The following is a 15,917-nucleotide window of genomic DNA, read 5'->3' on the forward strand; positions in this document are numbered from 1 at the left end:
TGGGACGGTGGTGCCCGGTTGACCGGTCACCGGCCCGTTCCTCCAATCTCAGGAATTCGAGCGGGAAGTGGGCGCCGACGCCCCGGGCGCCGTACGGGAAGGGGGGGCGGCTACGGGGCGGCCGGCGGCTCGGACCCGGGCCGGGCATCCGGTCCGGCGGTGCCGCCCGCGGACCGGCGCCCGCGGTGGAAGGCGCCGAACCGTGAACCGGCGTCGCGTGCCGGGCGTTGCTCCGGGCCGACTCCGTCCGCTGTCTCCGACACCGCTCCGGACGCCGCCCCTGATGCCGCGTCGGACGCCGACCGGCGCTGCTCGCGCTCCCGTTCCGCCTCGGCCATGGTGCGGCCGGGGGCGCGGACGGGCAGGCCGTTCAGCGTGGAGCCGGTGGCGCTTCGGGGTTGCCCCTGTTCGGGCGGCTCCGGCCGGGCGGCGGGCCGCTCCGGGACGTCGGGGTGCGAGGTGGCCTCGGGCGCCGGGGCCGGGGCGGGCGACACGGCCGGGGCGGGGCCGGGCGTGGGCGCGGTGCCCGCGGCGGGGCGGCCGGTCGCCTCACGCGACACCGACTCGCGCTGCTGGGCGAGCAGTTGCGGCGGCAGCAGGACGACGACGCCGGTGCCGCCGCGCGACGAGGGGCGGTAGTTGACGCTGATGCCGTACTTCCCCGCGAGCCGTCCGACCACGGCGAGTCCGAGCCGGGTGCCCTGGAGCGAGGCGAGGTCGGTCATGTGACCGGACACCGCCTCCTCGGCGCGGCGCATCGCCGCGTCGGCCATCTTCAGACCGCTGTCCTCGATGGTGACGACCATGCCGGCGCTGCGGTCCTCGACGTAGACGTGCACCTCGTCGATGGGCGGGGAGAAGTTCGCGGCGTTGTCCATCAGCTCGGCGAGCAGATGCATGACGCCCTCGGCGGCGAAGCCGGAGATCGCGGCCGTGGTGGAGCAGTGCAGGCGCACCCGCTGGTAGGCGGCGATACGGCCGACGGCGCCGCGCAGGATGCTCTCCATCACGATCGGCTTGTTCCAGGCACGGCTGGACCGGCCGCCCATGAGCAGCGCCAGCCGGTCGGTCATCAGACCGAGCTGGGAGGTGCTGTGGTCCAGCTTCAGCAGGTCGCCGAAGACCTCCTCGCCATGTCGTTCCTGCATCTCCCGCAGGTCGGCGAGCATGCTGACGGACTTGGCCTGGACGCGGCTGAGCGCCTTGGCGGAGGCGGCCTGTGCCGCGGCGGCACGGCGCTCGCTGTGGGCGAGTTCGCGGACGAACGACTCGGTCGGGGTGCGGACCATGAGCAGCTGCGGCAGGTCGAGTTCGGCGAGCACCGTGTCGGCGGACTGGCCCTCGCGCAGCCGGGCGACCGCGGCGGGCAGCGTCTCCTGCGCCAGCCGCTCCAGCGCGGCCGCCGCCTCGTTCAGCTCGTGCCGGGCCTGCCGGCGCTCGCCGTCCAGGGCGGCCGCCTGCTGTACGCCCTCCTCGACGGCGTCGGCAAAGGTGTGCACGATCCGGCCCAGCTGCGGGTCGCTCGGCGGCGTCGCGCCGCCCACCGCGTCGGCCGCGCTCGTGCCGTCCCGCAGCCGCTTGGCCACGGCGGGCAGCGTCACGTTGACCAGGTGCGCGGTCTCCGCCGACAGCTGCGCCGACTGCGCCTTGAGACGGCCGGTCTCGGAGGCCTGCACGGCGGCCGTGCGCCGGGCCCGGCGGACGAGCCGGTGGCTGACGAGGACGACTGCGGCGACACACACCCAGGCGACCGCCGTCACGGTCAGCGCCCAGGTGCGGGCGCCGGACGGCGCCAGGGCGACGGCCGCACCGCCGGCCGCGGCGCTCACCACCAGCACGACCAGGGGCGCGGTCGGCGAGGTGTGCGGCGCCTTCGCCGACCTGTGCTGACTGGGCGGTGCAGGCACTGACATTCCGCGGTCCCTCGGTCCATGAGATCAGAAGAAACGGGGCAGCCGACACTCGGCGGCCGCAGGCCGGAAAGGGGGTCGCCAAGAGGACGACGATCTTCCGACCGGGTACTGGCTCATGCTAGCCATCCTTCTGCGCGAGAAGATCTGACTAACTGCGCAGTCCGCCAACGACGCAAGTTCGTCGCGAACCCACCGGCTGAACGGTCAGCTGTGATAAGAGAGTTGACACCACCTAACCAGGCTGACGCACAAGCACAGGCTGCCAAATGTGTTGACGAAGTGTCAAAATTGCAAATATGAACGTCCCCAAGACGTCAACTCCGAACACCAGCAGCCACTTTCCAGCCAACCACACGGAAGCCGAAGCTGAACACACCCAACATCTACGACTGTTGGGACACCCGGAGAGTACGACGACGGCGACGACAAGGTAGGCGACGGCCGAGGGAACGACGCCCGAGAGAACGGCGAGGGGAACCCCGGCCGGCGGCAGGACGGCACGCCCCGGGGGGAAGCGGAGCGGCAGACGAGTCGGGCTGTACGCCGGGTTCTGTTCCCCGGGTTCCTCGCGGAGCCCGGGGCGACGGCCATCCATCTAGGGCCGGCGTTGCCGCCGGCCTCGTGCGGTCCACCCGCGGACTCGGGCGGGCAGCCCTCGAACGTCCGCGCAGAGCACGCCTTTTACAGCGGCCCCTTTTGACCTTGCTCCGAGTGGGGTTTACCTAGCTGCCCAGGTCACCCTGGGCACTGGTGGTCTCTTACACCACCGTTTCACCCTTACCGAGGACCGAGATCCCCGGCGGTCTGCTTTCTGTGGCACTGTCCCGCGGGTCACCCCGGGTGGCCGTTAGCCACCACCCTGCCCTGTGGAGCCCGGACGTTCCTCGGGAAGCCCCAGGGGCTCCACGCGGCCGTCCGCCCGGCTCGTCTGCCGTACGCACCATGGTACCGGTCGCACGGACCGCGCCTCTTCCGGCCTGGTTCCACGCCGAGGACGCCGGTGTGCTCGTGCGGGTGCTCACGCGGGGGTGAAGCGCACCCTCGCCGGTGGTGGGGCGGACGGGTCGGCCCGGGTGAGCCGGAGCCGGAGCCGTTCGCCCGGCGGCAGCGGTGCCGTGCCGCCCTCGACGCGGGCGACGACGGCCGGGGACTCCACGTGGACGGTGCCGGCGGTGGGGCGGTGCTCGTCGACGTCGATCACACAGCCGTCGAAGAGTTCGCCGACGCGGTCCTTCAGCAGCGCGGCCTCCACCACGTCCAGGCACTCCCGCTCCACGGCGGCCGCGCGCCGGGTGCCCTCGGCCATCCGTTCCGGCAGCGCGTCCAGCGCGGCGAGCACCCACTCGGGCACGTCCCGGCCGGCCGCGGCGGCCAGGCAGATCTCGGTGGCGTACCGGTCGGCGAGGCGGTTCAGGGGTGCCGTGCAGTGCGCGTAGGGCGCGGCGACGGCGGCGTGCGTGGTGATCGCCGGGAGCCCGCCGTCCCGGAAGACGGTGTAGCCGGCGCCGTCCAGCAGGGTCGCGCACTCCCGCAGGAAGGCCGCGTGCCGCGGCCGGTCCGCGTCGAGGGTGCGCAGGAGGGCGGCGTACGACACGTGGTGCGGCCAGTCGACGCGCAGGGCGTGCGCGCTGCGCCGCAGCCGGCCGACCGCGCCGTCGGGGGCGGCCGGCAGGGTGCGCAGCACGCCGGTGCCGTGGGCCAGCATCAGTTCGGCGGCGGCCATGCCGGTGAGCAGGGAGAGCTGGGCGTTCCAGCGGTCGGCCGGGAGCGGGGCGTGGTACGCCTGCTCGTACGCGCGACCCCCGGGCACGTCCGCCGGTTGCTCCACGACCTCCAGCTCGGGCACCACGAGCGAGATGCCGCCGCGCTCGGCCTCCAGCCGCTCCCGCAGCCGCCCCACGTCCTGGAGCAGCGCGACCGGTTCGTCGGCGGTCCCGGCGTCGATCTCCTTCTGCGCCCAGGCGCGGTCCAGCTGTGCCCGGCTGCGGACCAGGGCGCGGCGGACGTCGACGGCCCGCGTGCGGCCCTCCGCGTCCAGGTCGACCGTCCACAGCACGGCGGGCCGGGTCTGCCCGGGCAGCAGGCTCGCGGCACCCTTTCCCAGGACGGCCGGGTGCAGCGGGACCGGGCCGTCGGGGAGGTACAGGGTGCTCGCCCGCCGGTGCGTCTCGGCGTCCACGGCGCCCGACGGTACGACGAAGGCGGCCACGTCGGCGACGGCGCAGCGGACGCGGTAGCCGCCGCCCCGGCGGGACAGGTGCGTCGCCCGGTCGAGGCCGGTCCCGTCGAGGTCGGCGGAGCCGGGCGGGTCGAGGGTGAAGAACGGGATGTCGGTGGCGTCGTGCAGGGGGAGGGCGGGGTCCCGCGCGGCCCGTTCCGCCTCGGCGAGCACCGCGGGCGGGAAGCCCCCGGGCACGCCGAGCGTGGTGCGCAGTGCGGCGAGGGCGGCCCTCAGGGGTCCTTCGGGGGCGCCGGTCACGCGGAGCGGGCGGCGGGGCATACAGCGAGCGTAGGGCGCAGGCGCACAGGCGGCACGCCGTACGCTGTCGCGGAGCGCTACCCGAAGGAGCAACCCCCGTGCTTGTGCTGCTGCCCCCGTCCGAAGGCAAGGCCGCCGCCGGCCGCGGCGCCCCGCTGAGGCCCGAGTCGCTGTCGCTGCCGGGGCTGGCCGCCGCCCGCGAGACGGTGCTGACGGAACTGGTGGAGCTGTGCACGGGGGACGAGGAGAAGGCACGCGAGGTACTCGGGCTGAGCGAGGGCCTGCGCGGCGAGGTCGCCAAGAACGCCGGGCTGCGCACGGCGGGGACGCGGCCCGCCGGGGAGATCTACACCGGTGTGCTCTACGACGCCCTGGACCTGGCCTCCCTCGACCCGTCGGCCAAGCGGCGCGCCGCACGCTCGCTGCTGGTCTTCTCCGGGCTGTGGGGTGCGGTGCGGGTGACCGACCGGATCCCCTCCTACCGCTGCTCGATGGGTGTGAAGCTGCCCGGGCCGGGCGCGCTGGCCGCGTACTGGCGTACGCCGATGGCCTCGGTGCTGCCCGAGGCGGCCGGTGACGGTCTGGTGCTGGACCTGCGGTCCTCGGCGTACGCGGCGGCGTGGAAACCGAAGGGCGAGGTCGCGGGCCGGACGGCGACCGTGCGCGTGCTGCACTCCCAGATCGTGGACGGGGTGGAGAAGCGGTCCGTGGTCAGCCACTTCAACAAGGCCACGAAGGGCCGGATCGTACGCGCCCTGCTGACCGAGGGGGCCGCACCGAAGGACCCGGCCGGACTGGTGGAGGCGCTGCGGGACCTCGGGTACGTCGTGGGGGCGGAGCCGCCGGGCAGGGCGGGGCGGCCGTGGGCACTGGACGTGGTGGTGACGGAGATCCACTGACATGGGGATCCACACACGGGGATCCACCCGGCGCCGTACGGCCGGGGCACGGGCACTGGTGGCCGGCGGGCCGCCCGCGATCGAGGCGACACCCGCGGACGCGAGGCCGCGCTCGACGCGCCCCGGACGATCGCCGATGCGGTGCCGGACGTGGTGGTGGGCGCGGCATGGTGCCGGAGTTGTCCGCGGCGTCGGCGGTGGCTGCCGGGGACGGGCCCGGGTCGAGCGGCCGGCCGTCCACGCGGCCGTGGCGGTCAGCGCAGGTGGGACGTGTCGTTGAACAGGCGGACGCTCGCGTTGCCGTCCGCGTAGTACGCCACCGCCGACAGGGACGCCGCCGACAGCTCCATGCGGAACAGGGACTCCGGCGGTGCGCCGAGGGCCAGTTGGACGAACGTCTTGATCGGGGTCACATGCGTGACGAGCAGCACCGTGCGGCCCGCGTGAGCGGCGACCAGCTTGTCCCGGGTGGCGGCGATCCGGACCGCGGTGGCCGCGAAACTCTCGCCGCCGCCGGTGGGTTCGGCGTCCGGGGAGGCCAGCCAGGCGTTCAGATCGTCCGGGTAGCGCTCGCGCACCTCGCCGAACGTGAGCCCCTCCCAGGCACCGAAGTCGGTCTCGCGCAGCCCTTCCTCCACGGTCACGTCGAGACCGAGGCGGGCGGCGACGACACCGGCGGTCTCGCGGGTGCGGGCGAGCGGCGAGGACACGACGGCCTGGATGGTGCCGCGCCGGGCGAGCGCCGCCGCGACCTTCTCGGCCTGCTCGCGGCCCACGCCGGACAGCGACGGATCGGTGCCGCCACTGCCCGAGAAACGCTTCTGCGGCGTCAGCGGCGTCTCCCCGTGCCGCAGCAGCACGAAGGTGGCGGGCGCACCGAGATCGGCGGGCGCCCAGCCGGGCGTGGCGACCGCCCCAGCGGGCCCCGGGCCTCCACCGGCACCCGAAGCCGCCCCGCCACCAGCGACGGCGGCACGCGCGGCCCGGACGTCGGCGCCCGCGCCGGTGTCGGCGGAAGCAGGACTCCCGGAGGTCGACGAGGCGTCTGCACCGGTGCCAGGGATCGGGCCACCGCTCGGGCCGCCCAACGTGTCCGGGGACGGACCGGACCACTGCTCGCCGCGGGCGCCCGCGTCCATCGCCTCGTTGGCCAGGCGGTCGGCGTGCTTGTTGCGCTCGCGGGGGATCCACTCGTAGGTGACCCGGTCGGCCGGGAACTCCCGGGCCGCCGCCGTCGCGAGCGGCTTCAGGTCGGGGTGCTTGATCTTCCAGCGGCCCGACATCTGCTCGACGACGAGCTTGGAGTCCATGCGGACGTGCACGGCCGCCGAGGGGTCCAGGGCGTGCGCGGCGCGCAGGCCGGCCAGCAGGCCCCGGTACTCGGCCACGTTGTTCGTGGCCACGCCCAGGTACTCGGCGTGTTCCGCCAGGGTCTCCCCCGTCGCCGCGTCGAGCACCACCGCGCCGTAGCCCGCGGGCCCCGGATTGCCCCGCGACCCGCCGTCGGCCTCGACGATGAACTCCCGCACGCCGCTCGCTCCTTACCGACCCGACTACAGACGCGACCACAGACCCGGCTGGAGACCGGCCTACAGACCGGACTCGGCGGTGCGCACCAGGATGCGGCGGCAGTTCTCGCAGCGTACGACCGTGTCGGGGGCGGCGGCGCGGATCTCGCTCAGCTCGGTGATGGCGAGCTCCTGCCGACAGCCCTGGCAGGTGCGCTGGTACAGCTTGGCCGCGCCGATGCCGCCCTGCTGCCCGCGCAGCTTGTCGTAGAGCTTCAGCAGGTCCGCGGGTACGGCGCCGGCGATGACCTCGCGCTCCTTCGTCACGGACGCCACCTCGCCGTCGATCTCCTCGAAGGCCGCGTCCCGGCGCGCGGTCGCGTCGTCGGCCTTCGCCTGGACGGAGGCGACGCGCCCGGTCAGCTCGGTGACCCGCTCCTGCGCGGACTCGCGGCGCTCCATGACCTCCAGGACGACGTCCTCCAGGTCGCCCTGCCGCTTGGCGAGGGACACGATCTCGTGCTGGAGGTTCGACAGGTCCTTGGGCGAGGTGATCGCGCCGGAGTCGAGGCGCTGCTGGTCACGGACGGCGCGCTTGCGCACCTGGTCCACGTCCTGCTCGGCCTTGGTCTGCTCGCGGGCGCAGTCGCTCTCCTCGGTCTGCGCGGCGACCAGAAGGTCGCGCAGCTGCGTGAGGTCCCGGTTCAGCGATTCGATCTCGGCGTGCTCGGGCAGCGACTTCCGCTTGTGGGCCAGCTGCTGGAGGCGGACGTCGAGGGCCTGGACGTCGAGGAGTCGGATCTGGTCGGCGGGCGCGGCGTTCAGTTGGGGGCTCCCGTTAGCTAGTAGAGGAAGTAGAGGAAGGGGCGCGCGAAGCGCTCTTCGGAAGGGTGGCGGCGGACGCCGCGTGGGCGGTCCAGGGGTCGGTGACCGTCTTGGAGACGTGGACGCGCAGGCCCCATCCGTACCGGTCGGAGATCTCGTCGAGCTGGGCGGCGGCCAGCTCGCACCAGGGCCACTCGGTGGCCCAGTGCGCCGCGTCGAGCAGCGCGAGGGGGCTGTGGGCGCGGTCCGCGATGAACTCGGAGGCCGGGTGGTGGCGCAGGTCCGCGGTGAGGAAGGCGTCGACGCCGGCCGCCCGTACGTCGTCGAAGAGGCTGTCGCCGGAGCCGCCGCTGACGGCGACCGTGCGGACGAGCGCCTCCGGGTCGCCGGCCACGCGGATGCCCTGCGCGGTGGCGGGCAGCCGCTCGGCGGCGCGGGCCGCGAGCTCACGCAGGGTCAGCGGGTGGTCCAGCTCGCAGACCCGGCCCAGGCCCCGGCGTCCCTCCGGGTCGGTGGCGTCCGGCACCAGCGGGCGTACGACCCTGAGGTCCAGCGCCCCGGCCAGCGCGTCGGAGACTCCCGGGTCGGCGGTGTCCGCGTTGGTGTGGGCCACGTGCAGGGCGATGTCGTTCTTGATCAGGGTGTGCACCACGCGGCCCTTGAAGGTGGAGGCCGCCACGGTCGTCGTACCGCGCAGGTAGAGCGGGTGGTGGGTGACCAGCAGGTCCGCGCCCAGCTTCACCGCCTCGTCGACGATCTCCTGGACCGGGTCGACGGCGAACAGGACCCGGCCGACCTCCTGCCCGGGGTCGCCCACGACGGTGCCGACCGCGTCCCAGGACTCGGCCCGCTCGGCGGGCCACAGGTTCTCCAGCGCGGCGATGACTTCAGACAGACGGGGCACGGGTGCAAGGCTACCTGGGTGTTCGCCGCGGCTGAACCGGTGCCGTCGCCCCACGTCCGGACCGGGGCCGTCCAGCACATCGGTCTCCGTTTCCACAGGCGAATCGTTTTTCGGCCACCCGTATGTGTGAAGCAGCCGCCCGCCGGTCCGTCCGGTGTGTGTAGGAAAACTACCGTCCTGGCAGGAGGTGACCGAACGATGACAGCCTGCATTGTCGAGACTTCGGCGGCCGGCGAGGACGACGCTACCCCGCGGGCGGGCTGCACGATCACGACGGACGGTGCCTACGCCGCCCGGCTCGCACGCAGTGGCGACTCCTGGTACCCGGAGCGCTGGACGCTGGACGGCCCCGAGCCGTACGCGGTGCCACTGCCCGGCAACCAGCCCGAGGAGCCCGGCACGGAGGTGCTGCCGATGGGCGACGGCCGGGTGCTGATCCGGCGGTTGGTGGACGGCCGGCACACCTTCGCGCTGCTGTATCCGACCGGACCGGGCACCGGCGAGCTGCCGCTCGGCGCCATCGAGTGCCCGGAGGGCACCGGGCTGCGGCTGCTGCCCCCGGCGCCCGGTGGCGAGCGGGCCTACGCGCTCGCCGTGGGCCAGCGGTCCTCGGCGGTGTGGCTGGTGGTGGGCGGCACCTTCGGGCCCGAGCACCTGGCCGAGGTGCCGGGCCGCTGCTCGGGCGGGGTCTGGCTGGACCGCGCCGGGCGGATGCTGGCCCTGGACCGGGAGACCGGCGGGCGCACCAAGGCGGTCGTGGTGGACCTGGAGCGCGGCGGCGAGACGTCGCCGCTGCTCCAGATCGCGGCCGGCAGCGACGACCGGCTGCTGCTCGCCGACCCCGACAGCGGACTGCTGCTGATCCGCTCGGACGCCCCCTCCCCCGGCCGGCAGCGGCTGGGCTGGGGCGTGCTGGGCAGCACGCAGCCGGTGCGTTTCCCGGAGAGCCTCCGGCTGCCGGACTGCGTGGTGACGCCGTTCGCGATCCAGCCGGGGCAGGTGCTCACCCCCGAGCAGTGCGGGGTGGCGCTGCGCTGCGACGGCGCGGTCGGCAGCTGGGTGGCCGTGTGGCGGCCCGCCGAGCGGCAGGTACGTCATCTCCCGGCGCCCGAGGGGTGGCTGGCCGGGTCCGGACTGTGGACCGACGACGGCGTACTTCATCTGCCCTACGCCACGAGCGCGGTGCCGTGCGGTGTGGCGCGGTGGGCGGCTCCGACGAGGCAGTCGGCACCGGCGCCGGGACCGGGACTGGCGGGGGCGGGGACGCGCGTCCCGATCCCCACCCCGCCCGACGCGCCGGACCGGGCGACGGTACCCGCACCACGGCCCGGAACCGAGCACGAACCGCGAACCGAACCCGCCCCGCCCGCCCACTCCGGACCACTCGGCAACGGCGGCCTGCACGCCGACGCCGCACCGCTGGCCGAGCGCGCGGCACACTCCGAGGCAGCCATCGCCGCCGCGGACCCGCCGAGCGGAGTGAAGGCAGACTCCGGACCACGAACCGAACCCGGACCACCCGCCGAACCCGGACCGCGAGCGGGATCCGCCCCGCCCGCCCACTCCGGACCACTCGGCAACGGCGGCCTGCACGCCAACGCCGCACCACTGGCCGAACGCGCGGCACACTCCGAGGCAGCCATCGCCGCCGCGGACCCGCCGAGCGGAGTGAAGGCAGACTCCGGCCCACCCGCCGAACCCGGACCACCCGCCGAACCCGGACCACCCGCCGAACCCGGACCACCCGCCGAACCCGGACCGCGAGCGGGATCCGCCCCGCCCGCCCACTCCGGACCACTCGGCAACGGCAGCCTGCACGCCGACGCCGCACCGCTGGCCGAACGCGCGGCACACTCCGAGGCAGCCATCGCCGCCGTGGACCCGCCGAGCGGAGTGAAGGCAGACTCCGGCCCACGAACCGAACCCGGACCACCCGCCGTTCCCGGACCGCAAACCGAACCCAGGCCCTACGCCACACCCGGAACCGGACCGCACCCCGCACCCGTAGCCGGCTCCCACGCCACCCCCAAGGCGGGTCCCGAGGCCGGCCCCTACGCCGGTCCCGAAGCCGCCTCTTACGCCACACCCGAGGCCTGGTCGCCCGTCGGACCCGAGAGCGGGCCCCCCGACCCACGCGAAGCCGCCCCGTACCAGCACCTCGCACCCGGAGCCAGAACCCACACCACACTCGGAACCGGATTCCGCGTCGGCCCCGGACCTGGACCCCATCCCGCTCACGATGCCCCACCGCACGCCGGACCCCTCGTCCCAGGACCTCATCCCGGCCCCGGACCTCACCCCGGCCTCGGCCTCGGCCCGGAAGACGAATCCGTACCCGCACCGGAACCCGGCCCTCCGACCTCCCACGGCACCCGCCCCGCCCCCCGCCCCGTTCCGCTTCAACAGGCGCCACTGGGACGGCTTGTAACGAAGTAGTGCCGGTTGGCGTGCCCGGCTGGATTCGACCCGAGGTGTGCCGGTTAGACTCGCCCGGCTGTACGAAAGATCATTGTTGACGGGGTGAATTTCTTCCGATGAGCGACGCCAGCACGACCCAGCCGTCCGCCGCCGACGTCGAAGAGTCCGCGGGTCACGGAAAGCACCGGGGTCCGGTTTCGGTCGGCGACGGTGAGGCCGCACCCAGCGGCCGCCACCGCAGGCCTGCGGAGCAGAACGAATCGGCGGCCTGACGGCACGTCGAAGGCCACGGCCCCGCCCGTCTGCTGACGGGCGGGGCCGTTCCGTGTCAGCCGTGGTCGACGATCATGCCGGTCAGCACCGGCGCGTCCCCCCGCTCGACGGCGCCCACCGTCACATGGACCCTGCCCTCCCGCCGCCACATGCGGATGCGCAGGGTCTCGCCCGGGTACACCACCCCGGCGAAGCGCGTGGTGCAGGACCGTCCGCGATTCACGTCCCCGCCGAGCAGTGTGTCGACGACCGCCTTGAGTGTCATGCCGTAGGTGCACAGCCCGTGCAGGATGGGCCGCTCGAAGCCGGCACGCCCGGCGAAGTCCGGGTCCGCGTGCAGCGGGTTGCGGTCGCCGCTCAGACGATAGAGCAGGGCCTGGTCCTCGCGGACCGTCCGCTCGACGGTGCGGTCCGGCTCGCCGGCCGGCGCGGCGGGGCGGGCGGAGGGACCTCGGTCGCCACCCCAGCCGCCCTCGCCCCGGACGAAGATCTCCGCGTCGTCGGTCCACAGCGGGCCGTCGCCGTCGGCGACCTCGGTGCGCATGACCAGGACGGCCGCCGTGCCCTTGTCGTAGACGGCGGCGATGCGGCTGGTGGCGGTGGCGGTGCCCGCCACGGGGACGGGGCGGTGCACGGTCAGCGACTGGCCGCCGTGCAGGACGTGGGCGAGGTCGACGTCGACGCCGGGCATGGACAGGCCCCTGATCACGCCGGGCGAGCCGCCGCCGGCGACGGTGGCGAAGCTCGGCAGGACGTGCAGCCGCGTCTCCAGGGTGTAGCGCAGTTCGCCGGGGTCGGTGGCGGGCAGGCCCGCGCCGATACCGAGGTGGTAGAGCAGGACGTCCCTGGGGGTCCAGGAGATCTCAGCGGTACGGGGTTCGGCCGCGAGGGCGCGGGCTGCGTCGATGGGCATGGGTCTCCGGAATCAGAGTCTCCTGGCACTCCCCTGTATAGCCCAGCGCTCTTCGACCGTGAAGAAACCTGACGCTCCGTCGGGCGGGCACGAAGCGGGTCCGCCGGCCGTGACATTTGTCCTGCCGGAGTCCGTACAAGCGCATCTGCCGTGCGCGGCAAGGGAGTTCGTACCGTCGTAGACATGACACAGGTCGCAGACATGACACAGACGGGACGCGCCGTGTCCTTCACACGGGCGGTCAAGGCCTTCGGCGCCGTGCGCGCCGTCGACGGCGTCGACCTGACCATCGAGCGGGGCGAGACGGTGGCGCTGCTCGGCCTCAACGGCGCCGGCAAGTCGACGGCCATCTCGCTGCTGCTCGGCCTGCACCCGCCCGACGCGGGCACGGTCGAGCTGTTCGGCGGGCCGCCGGAGCGGGCGGTGCGCGCAGGCCTGGTCGGCGCAATGCTCCAGGAGGCGCGGGCGGTGCCCCGGGTCACCGTCCGCGAGCTGGTGACCTTCGTGGCCGGCCGCTACCCCGCGCCGCTGTCCGTCGCCCGCGCCCTGGAGCTGGCCGGGATCGCCCACCTGGCCGGACGGCGGGTGGACCGGCTCTCCGGCGGCCAGGCACAGCGGGTGCGGTTCGCGGTCGCGGTGGCCGGCAACCCCGCGCTGCTCGTGCTGGACGAGCCGACGGCGGCCCTGGACGTGGAGGCGCGCCACGCCTTCTGGGACGCGATGGGGGCCTACGCGCGCGGCGGTCGCACGGTGCTGTTCTCCACGCACTACCTGGAGGAGGCCGACGCCCACGCCGACCGCATCCTCGTCCTGGACCACGGCCGGCTCGTCGCCGACGGCACCGGCGAGGAACTGCGGCGGGCGGCGGGCGGCGGCCTGGTCGCCTTCGACCTGGCCGGGCGGAGCACCGAGGGCCTGGAACTCCTGCCCGGCGTGCGGTCGCTGGAGGTGCGCGGGGACCGGGCGCGATTGCGCACCGACGACCCGGACGCGACCGTGATCGCCCTGGTCGGACTGGGTGCCGTGCGCGGACTGGAGGTCGCACCGGCCTCGCTGGACGACGCGTTCCTGGCCCTGACGGGCGCGCGTGCGGCCACGGACCGCGAAAGGGAGGCGGCGTGATGCGCGACATATTCGACTACCTGCGGCTGGAGGTGCGCCGCACCCTGCGCGACACGGGTTTCGTGATCGGCGGGATCGCGATGCCGGTGATGATGTACCTGCTGTTCACCAACCTCGGCGACGGCGCCGACCGGGGCTGGCGAACCGCCTCCATGGTCGGCATGGCCGCCTACGGCGCTGTCGGCTCGGCTCTCAACACCGGCGGCGGCGTCGCCGAGGACCGTACGGTCGGCTGGCTGCGGCAGCTGAGGCTGACCCCGATGACCCCGCGCCAGGTCGTCGCCGGGCGGGCGCTGACCGCCTCGGTGACCGTGCTGCCCGCGATCTGCGCGGTGCTGCTGGCGGGCGGCCTGCTCAACGGCGTACGGCTGGCGGCGTGGCAGTGGGCTTCGACGGCGCTGCTGCTGTGGCTGGGCTCGATCCCGTTCACGCTGCTCGGCCTGGGCAACGGCTACGGGCTGACCGCGCAGACCACGGGCGTGGTCAACATGGTGTGCAACCTGGGGCTCGCGGTGCTCGGCGGCCTGTGGTTCCCCGTCGAGCTGTTCCCACGCTGGTTGCGGACCCTGTCCGGGTACACGCCCACGCGCGGGATCGCCGAACTCGGGGTGTCGGTCGCACAGGGCCACGCCCCGGCGGCGGGTGCCATCCTCGTACTGGCGGGCTGGCTGTCGCTGTTCGGTTCGTACGCTGTGCTGTCCTACCGCCGTCATGCCGGCAAGGTCTGACAGGGGGGCGCGAACATGAACTGGTCACGCAGGATCTCCTGCCGCATGGAACACGGGATGGGGCGCGGGGGCGGGCAGGAGTCCGAGCACCTGGGGCCGCCGCCCACCGGCTTCTCCCTGCTGCCCTGGCTGCTGATGGGGATGGGCGCCTTCTCGCACCTCTTCCAGGGCAAGACCCCCAACCCGTGGATCGGCGGCCTGGGCCTGCTGGCCTTCAACTCGCTCTACATCTACGTGGTGGTCCGCGCCTTCGACAAACGAGCGCGCACGTCCCGCTCCACCCGCCTCGCGCTGCTGCTGCTGTTCCTGGTGACGTGCGGTCTGGCCATCGGGTACGGCGGCACCTGGCTGCTGTTCCTGCCGCTGTTCGGCCTGGCGACGGGCGCGGCCCTGCGCGGGCCGCTGCTCGGCCGGATCGGTGTGGGTCTCGGCCTGTTCGCGGGGGTCGTCGCCGGACTGCGCGAGGGCTGGAACGGGATCAACATCGGTTACGGCACGTTCCTGTCGACGGTGGTGACGGCGGTGATCCTCAGCCTGTCCGACGCCGTGCGGGAACTGCGCGCCGCCCGAGAGGAGTTGGCCCGCCGCGCGGTGGAGGAGGAGCGGCTGCGCTTCTCCCGGGACCTGCACGACCTGCTCGGCCACACACTGTCGGTGATCGTGGTGAAGTCGGAGGCGGCCCGGCGGCTGGCGCCCCGCGACATGGGGGCGGCTCTGACGCAGATCACCGACATCGAGTCCGTCGGGCGGCAGGCGCTCTCCGAGATCCGCGAGGCGGTCACCGGCTACCGCGACGGCGGCCTCGGCGCGGAACTGGACCGGGCCCGCTCGGCGCTGACCGCCGCCGGCATCGAGCCCGTGGTACGCCGGTCGGGCCCTCCGCTGACGCCGGGCGCCGAGGCGCTGCTGGGCTGGGTGGTGCGCGAGGCGGTCACCAACGCCGTACGGCACAGCGGCGCGAGCCGCTGCGAGATCAGCGTCACCGGCACGGCCGGGCGGGCCCGTCTGACCGTCGTCGACAACGGGTACGCCACGTCCGCCGGGCCGGCCGGGGACGCGGACCCGGCCGGGGTGGGTGGCACCGGTCTGAAGGGGCTGACCGAACGTCTCGCGACGGCGGGCGGTTCGCTGCGGGCCGGCCCGTCGCCCCGCGGCGGCTTCACGGTGACCGCCGAAGTGCCCGTGGACAGCGGGGAGCCGGTGGAGGACGGCGTCCGGCTCGGCTCGTCGTCGAGGTGACCGGACCGCGCGCCCCGCCCGTGGGGCGCTGGGTCAATACCCTTGGTCCGTGAACGAGATGCCTGGGGACCGCCGGCCCGCCAAGTCCATCCGCCTCCTTCTCGCGGAGGACCAGCAGATGATGCGGGGCGCGCTCGCCCTGCTGCTCGGCATGGAGGACGACATGGAGGTCGTCGCCCAGGTCTCGGCGGGCGACGCCATCGTGGACGCCGCGCTGACCCACCGCCCCGACGTGGCGCTGCTGGACATCGAACTGCCCGGGACGAGCGGTCTGGACGCCGCCGCCGAGTTGCGCGAGCGGGCTCCCGGCTGCCGGGTGCTGATCCTGACCACCTTCGGCCGGCCCGGCTATCTGCGCCGGGCCATGGAGGCCGGGGCCGGGGGCTTCCTGGTCAAGGACGGGCCGGTGGAGGAACTGGCGGCCGCGATCCGCAGGGTGCTCGCCGGGGAGACCGTGGTCGACCCGGTGCTCGCCGCGGCCGCCCTCAGCGCGGGCCCCAGTCCGCTCACCGCCCGCGAGTGCGATGTGCTGAGGGCCTCCGCCGACGGGGCGACGGTCGCCGACGTCGCCGCGAAGCTGCACCTGTCGGAGTCCACCGTCCGCAACTACCTGTCCGCCGCGATCGGCAAGACCGGCACTCGCAACCGCATGGAGGCCGTACGGGAGGCCCGCCGCCAGGGCTGGCTGTAGCCGTC

At 74.2% G+C, this 15,917-nt stretch carries 11 protein-coding genes, 1 other RNA gene and 1 pseudogene; 6 read left to right on the forward strand and 7 right to left on the reverse strand.

Going from position 1 to position 15,917, the window contains the following annotated elements:
* Positions 1–110 precede the first annotated feature (110 nt).
* The 3 genes from ACFY3J_RS00190 to ACFY3J_RS00200 form a co-directional block, all read right to left on the reverse strand.
* Entirely contained in the window at positions 111–1,913 is a 1,803-nt protein-coding gene (locus ACFY3J_RS00190; RefSeq protein WP_390839604.1) for a sensor histidine kinase, read from the reverse strand.
* 523 nt (positions 1,914–2,436) lie between these two features.
* An RNA gene (gene rnpB, locus ACFY3J_RS00195) (RNase P RNA component class A) lies at positions 2,437–2,840 on the reverse strand.
* Positions 2,841–2,931: 91 nt separating this feature from the next.
* Positions 2,932–4,413: an RNB domain-containing ribonuclease gene (locus tag ACFY3J_RS00200; RefSeq protein WP_384173794.1), complete on the reverse strand. Its 1,482-nt coding sequence runs from the start codon at positions 4,411–4,413 to the stop codon at positions 2,932–2,934.
* A gap of 77 nt (positions 4,414–4,490) precedes the next feature.
* Between ACFY3J_RS00200 and yaaA the strand changes: the two genes are divergently transcribed.
* Entirely contained in the window at positions 4,491–5,291 is an 801-nt protein-coding gene (gene yaaA / locus ACFY3J_RS00205) for a peroxide stress protein YaaA (protein WP_390839606.1), read from the forward strand.
* 254 nt (positions 5,292–5,545) lie between these two features.
* Here the strand turns inward: yaaA and ACFY3J_RS00210 are convergent, their stop codons facing one another.
* From ACFY3J_RS00210 to ACFY3J_RS00220, 3 genes are read right to left on the reverse strand one after another with little or no spacing between them, the layout of a single operon-like run.
* Entirely contained in the window at positions 5,546–6,820 is a 1,275-nt protein-coding gene (locus tag ACFY3J_RS00210; protein WP_390839608.1) for a bifunctional RNase H/acid phosphatase, read from the reverse strand.
* Between the two features lie 60 nt (positions 6,821–6,880).
* Positions 6,881–7,624 (reverse strand): zinc ribbon domain-containing protein, encoded by a 744-nt coding sequence (locus ACFY3J_RS00215; protein ID WP_384174111.1) that lies wholly within the window; start codon positions 7,622–7,624, stop codon positions 6,881–6,883.
* 13 nt (positions 7,625–7,637) lie between these two features.
* Positions 7,638–8,528 (reverse strand): Nif3-like dinuclear metal center hexameric protein, encoded by an 891-nt coding sequence (locus tag ACFY3J_RS00220; protein ID WP_390839610.1) that lies wholly within the window; start codon positions 8,526–8,528, stop codon positions 7,638–7,640.
* A gap of 198 nt (positions 8,529–8,726) precedes the next feature.
* Here ACFY3J_RS00220 and ACFY3J_RS00225 point away from each other — a divergent pair.
* Positions 8,727–9,920 (forward strand): annotated as a pseudogene (locus ACFY3J_RS00225) (hypothetical protein); the annotation flags it as partial.
* 1,354 nt (positions 9,921–11,274) lie between these two features.
* On the opposite strand, the gene ACFY3J_RS00230 reads toward ACFY3J_RS00225, so the two are convergent.
* Positions 11,275–12,132, reverse strand: coding sequence for a MaoC/PaaZ C-terminal domain-containing protein (locus ACFY3J_RS00230; protein WP_390839612.1), 858 nt, complete (start codon positions 12,130–12,132; stop codon positions 11,275–11,277).
* 183 nt (positions 12,133–12,315) lie between these two features.
* On the opposite strand from ACFY3J_RS00230, the gene ACFY3J_RS00235 reads away from it, so the two are divergent.
* From ACFY3J_RS00235 to ACFY3J_RS00250, 4 genes are read left to right on the forward strand one after another with little or no spacing between them, the layout of a single operon-like run.
* Positions 12,316–13,254: an ABC transporter ATP-binding protein gene (locus ACFY3J_RS00235; RefSeq protein WP_390839614.1), complete on the forward strand. Its 939-nt coding sequence runs from the start codon at positions 12,316–12,318 to the stop codon at positions 13,252–13,254.
* Positions 13,255–13,262: 8 nt separating this feature from the next.
* Positions 13,263–13,982 carry an ABC transporter permease gene (locus tag ACFY3J_RS00240; protein WP_384174108.1) on the forward strand — a complete coding sequence of 240 codons (720 nt, stop codon included), beginning with the start codon at positions 13,263–13,265 and terminating at the stop codon, positions 13,980–13,982.
* A gap of 45 nt (positions 13,983–14,027) precedes the next feature.
* The gene (locus tag ACFY3J_RS00245) at positions 14,028–15,221 is read left to right on the forward strand and encodes a sensor histidine kinase (RefSeq protein WP_390839615.1); all 1,194 of its coding nucleotides are present in this window, start codon (positions 14,028–14,030) and stop codon (positions 15,219–15,221) included.
* 58 nt (positions 15,222–15,279) lie between these two features.
* Entirely contained in the window at positions 15,280–15,912 is a 633-nt protein-coding gene (locus ACFY3J_RS00250; RefSeq protein ID WP_384174105.1) for a response regulator, read from the forward strand.
* Positions 15,913–15,917: the final 5 nt, after the last annotated feature.

This window comes from Streptomyces sp. NPDC001231 (genome assembly GCF_042896885.1).
Lineage (GTDB): Bacteria > Actinomycetota > Actinomycetes > Streptomycetales > Streptomycetaceae > Streptomyces.

Coding starts and splice junctions, on each gene's coding strand:
- ACFY3J_RS00250 (WP_384174105.1), top strand. CDS start 15,280: ATGCCTGGGGACCGCCGGCCCGCCAAGTCCATCCGCCTCCTTCTCGCG.
- ACFY3J_RS00190 (WP_390839604.1), bottom strand. CDS start 1,913: ATGTCAGTGCCTGCACCGCCCAGTCAGCACAGGTCGGCGAAGGCGCCG.
- ACFY3J_RS00235 (WP_390839614.1), top strand. CDS start 12,316: ATGACACAGGTCGCAGACATGACACAGACGGGACGCGCCGTGTCCTTC.
- ACFY3J_RS00245 (WP_390839615.1), top strand. CDS start 14,028: ATGGAACACGGGATGGGGCGCGGGGGCGGGCAGGAGTCCGAGCACCTG.
- ACFY3J_RS00230 (WP_390839612.1), bottom strand. CDS start 12,132: ATGCCCATCGACGCAGCCCGCGCCCTCGCGGCCGAACCCCGTACCGCT.
- ACFY3J_RS00200 (WP_384173794.1), bottom strand. CDS start 4,413: ATGCCCCGCCGCCCGCTCCGCGTGACCGGCGCCCCCGAAGGACCCCTG.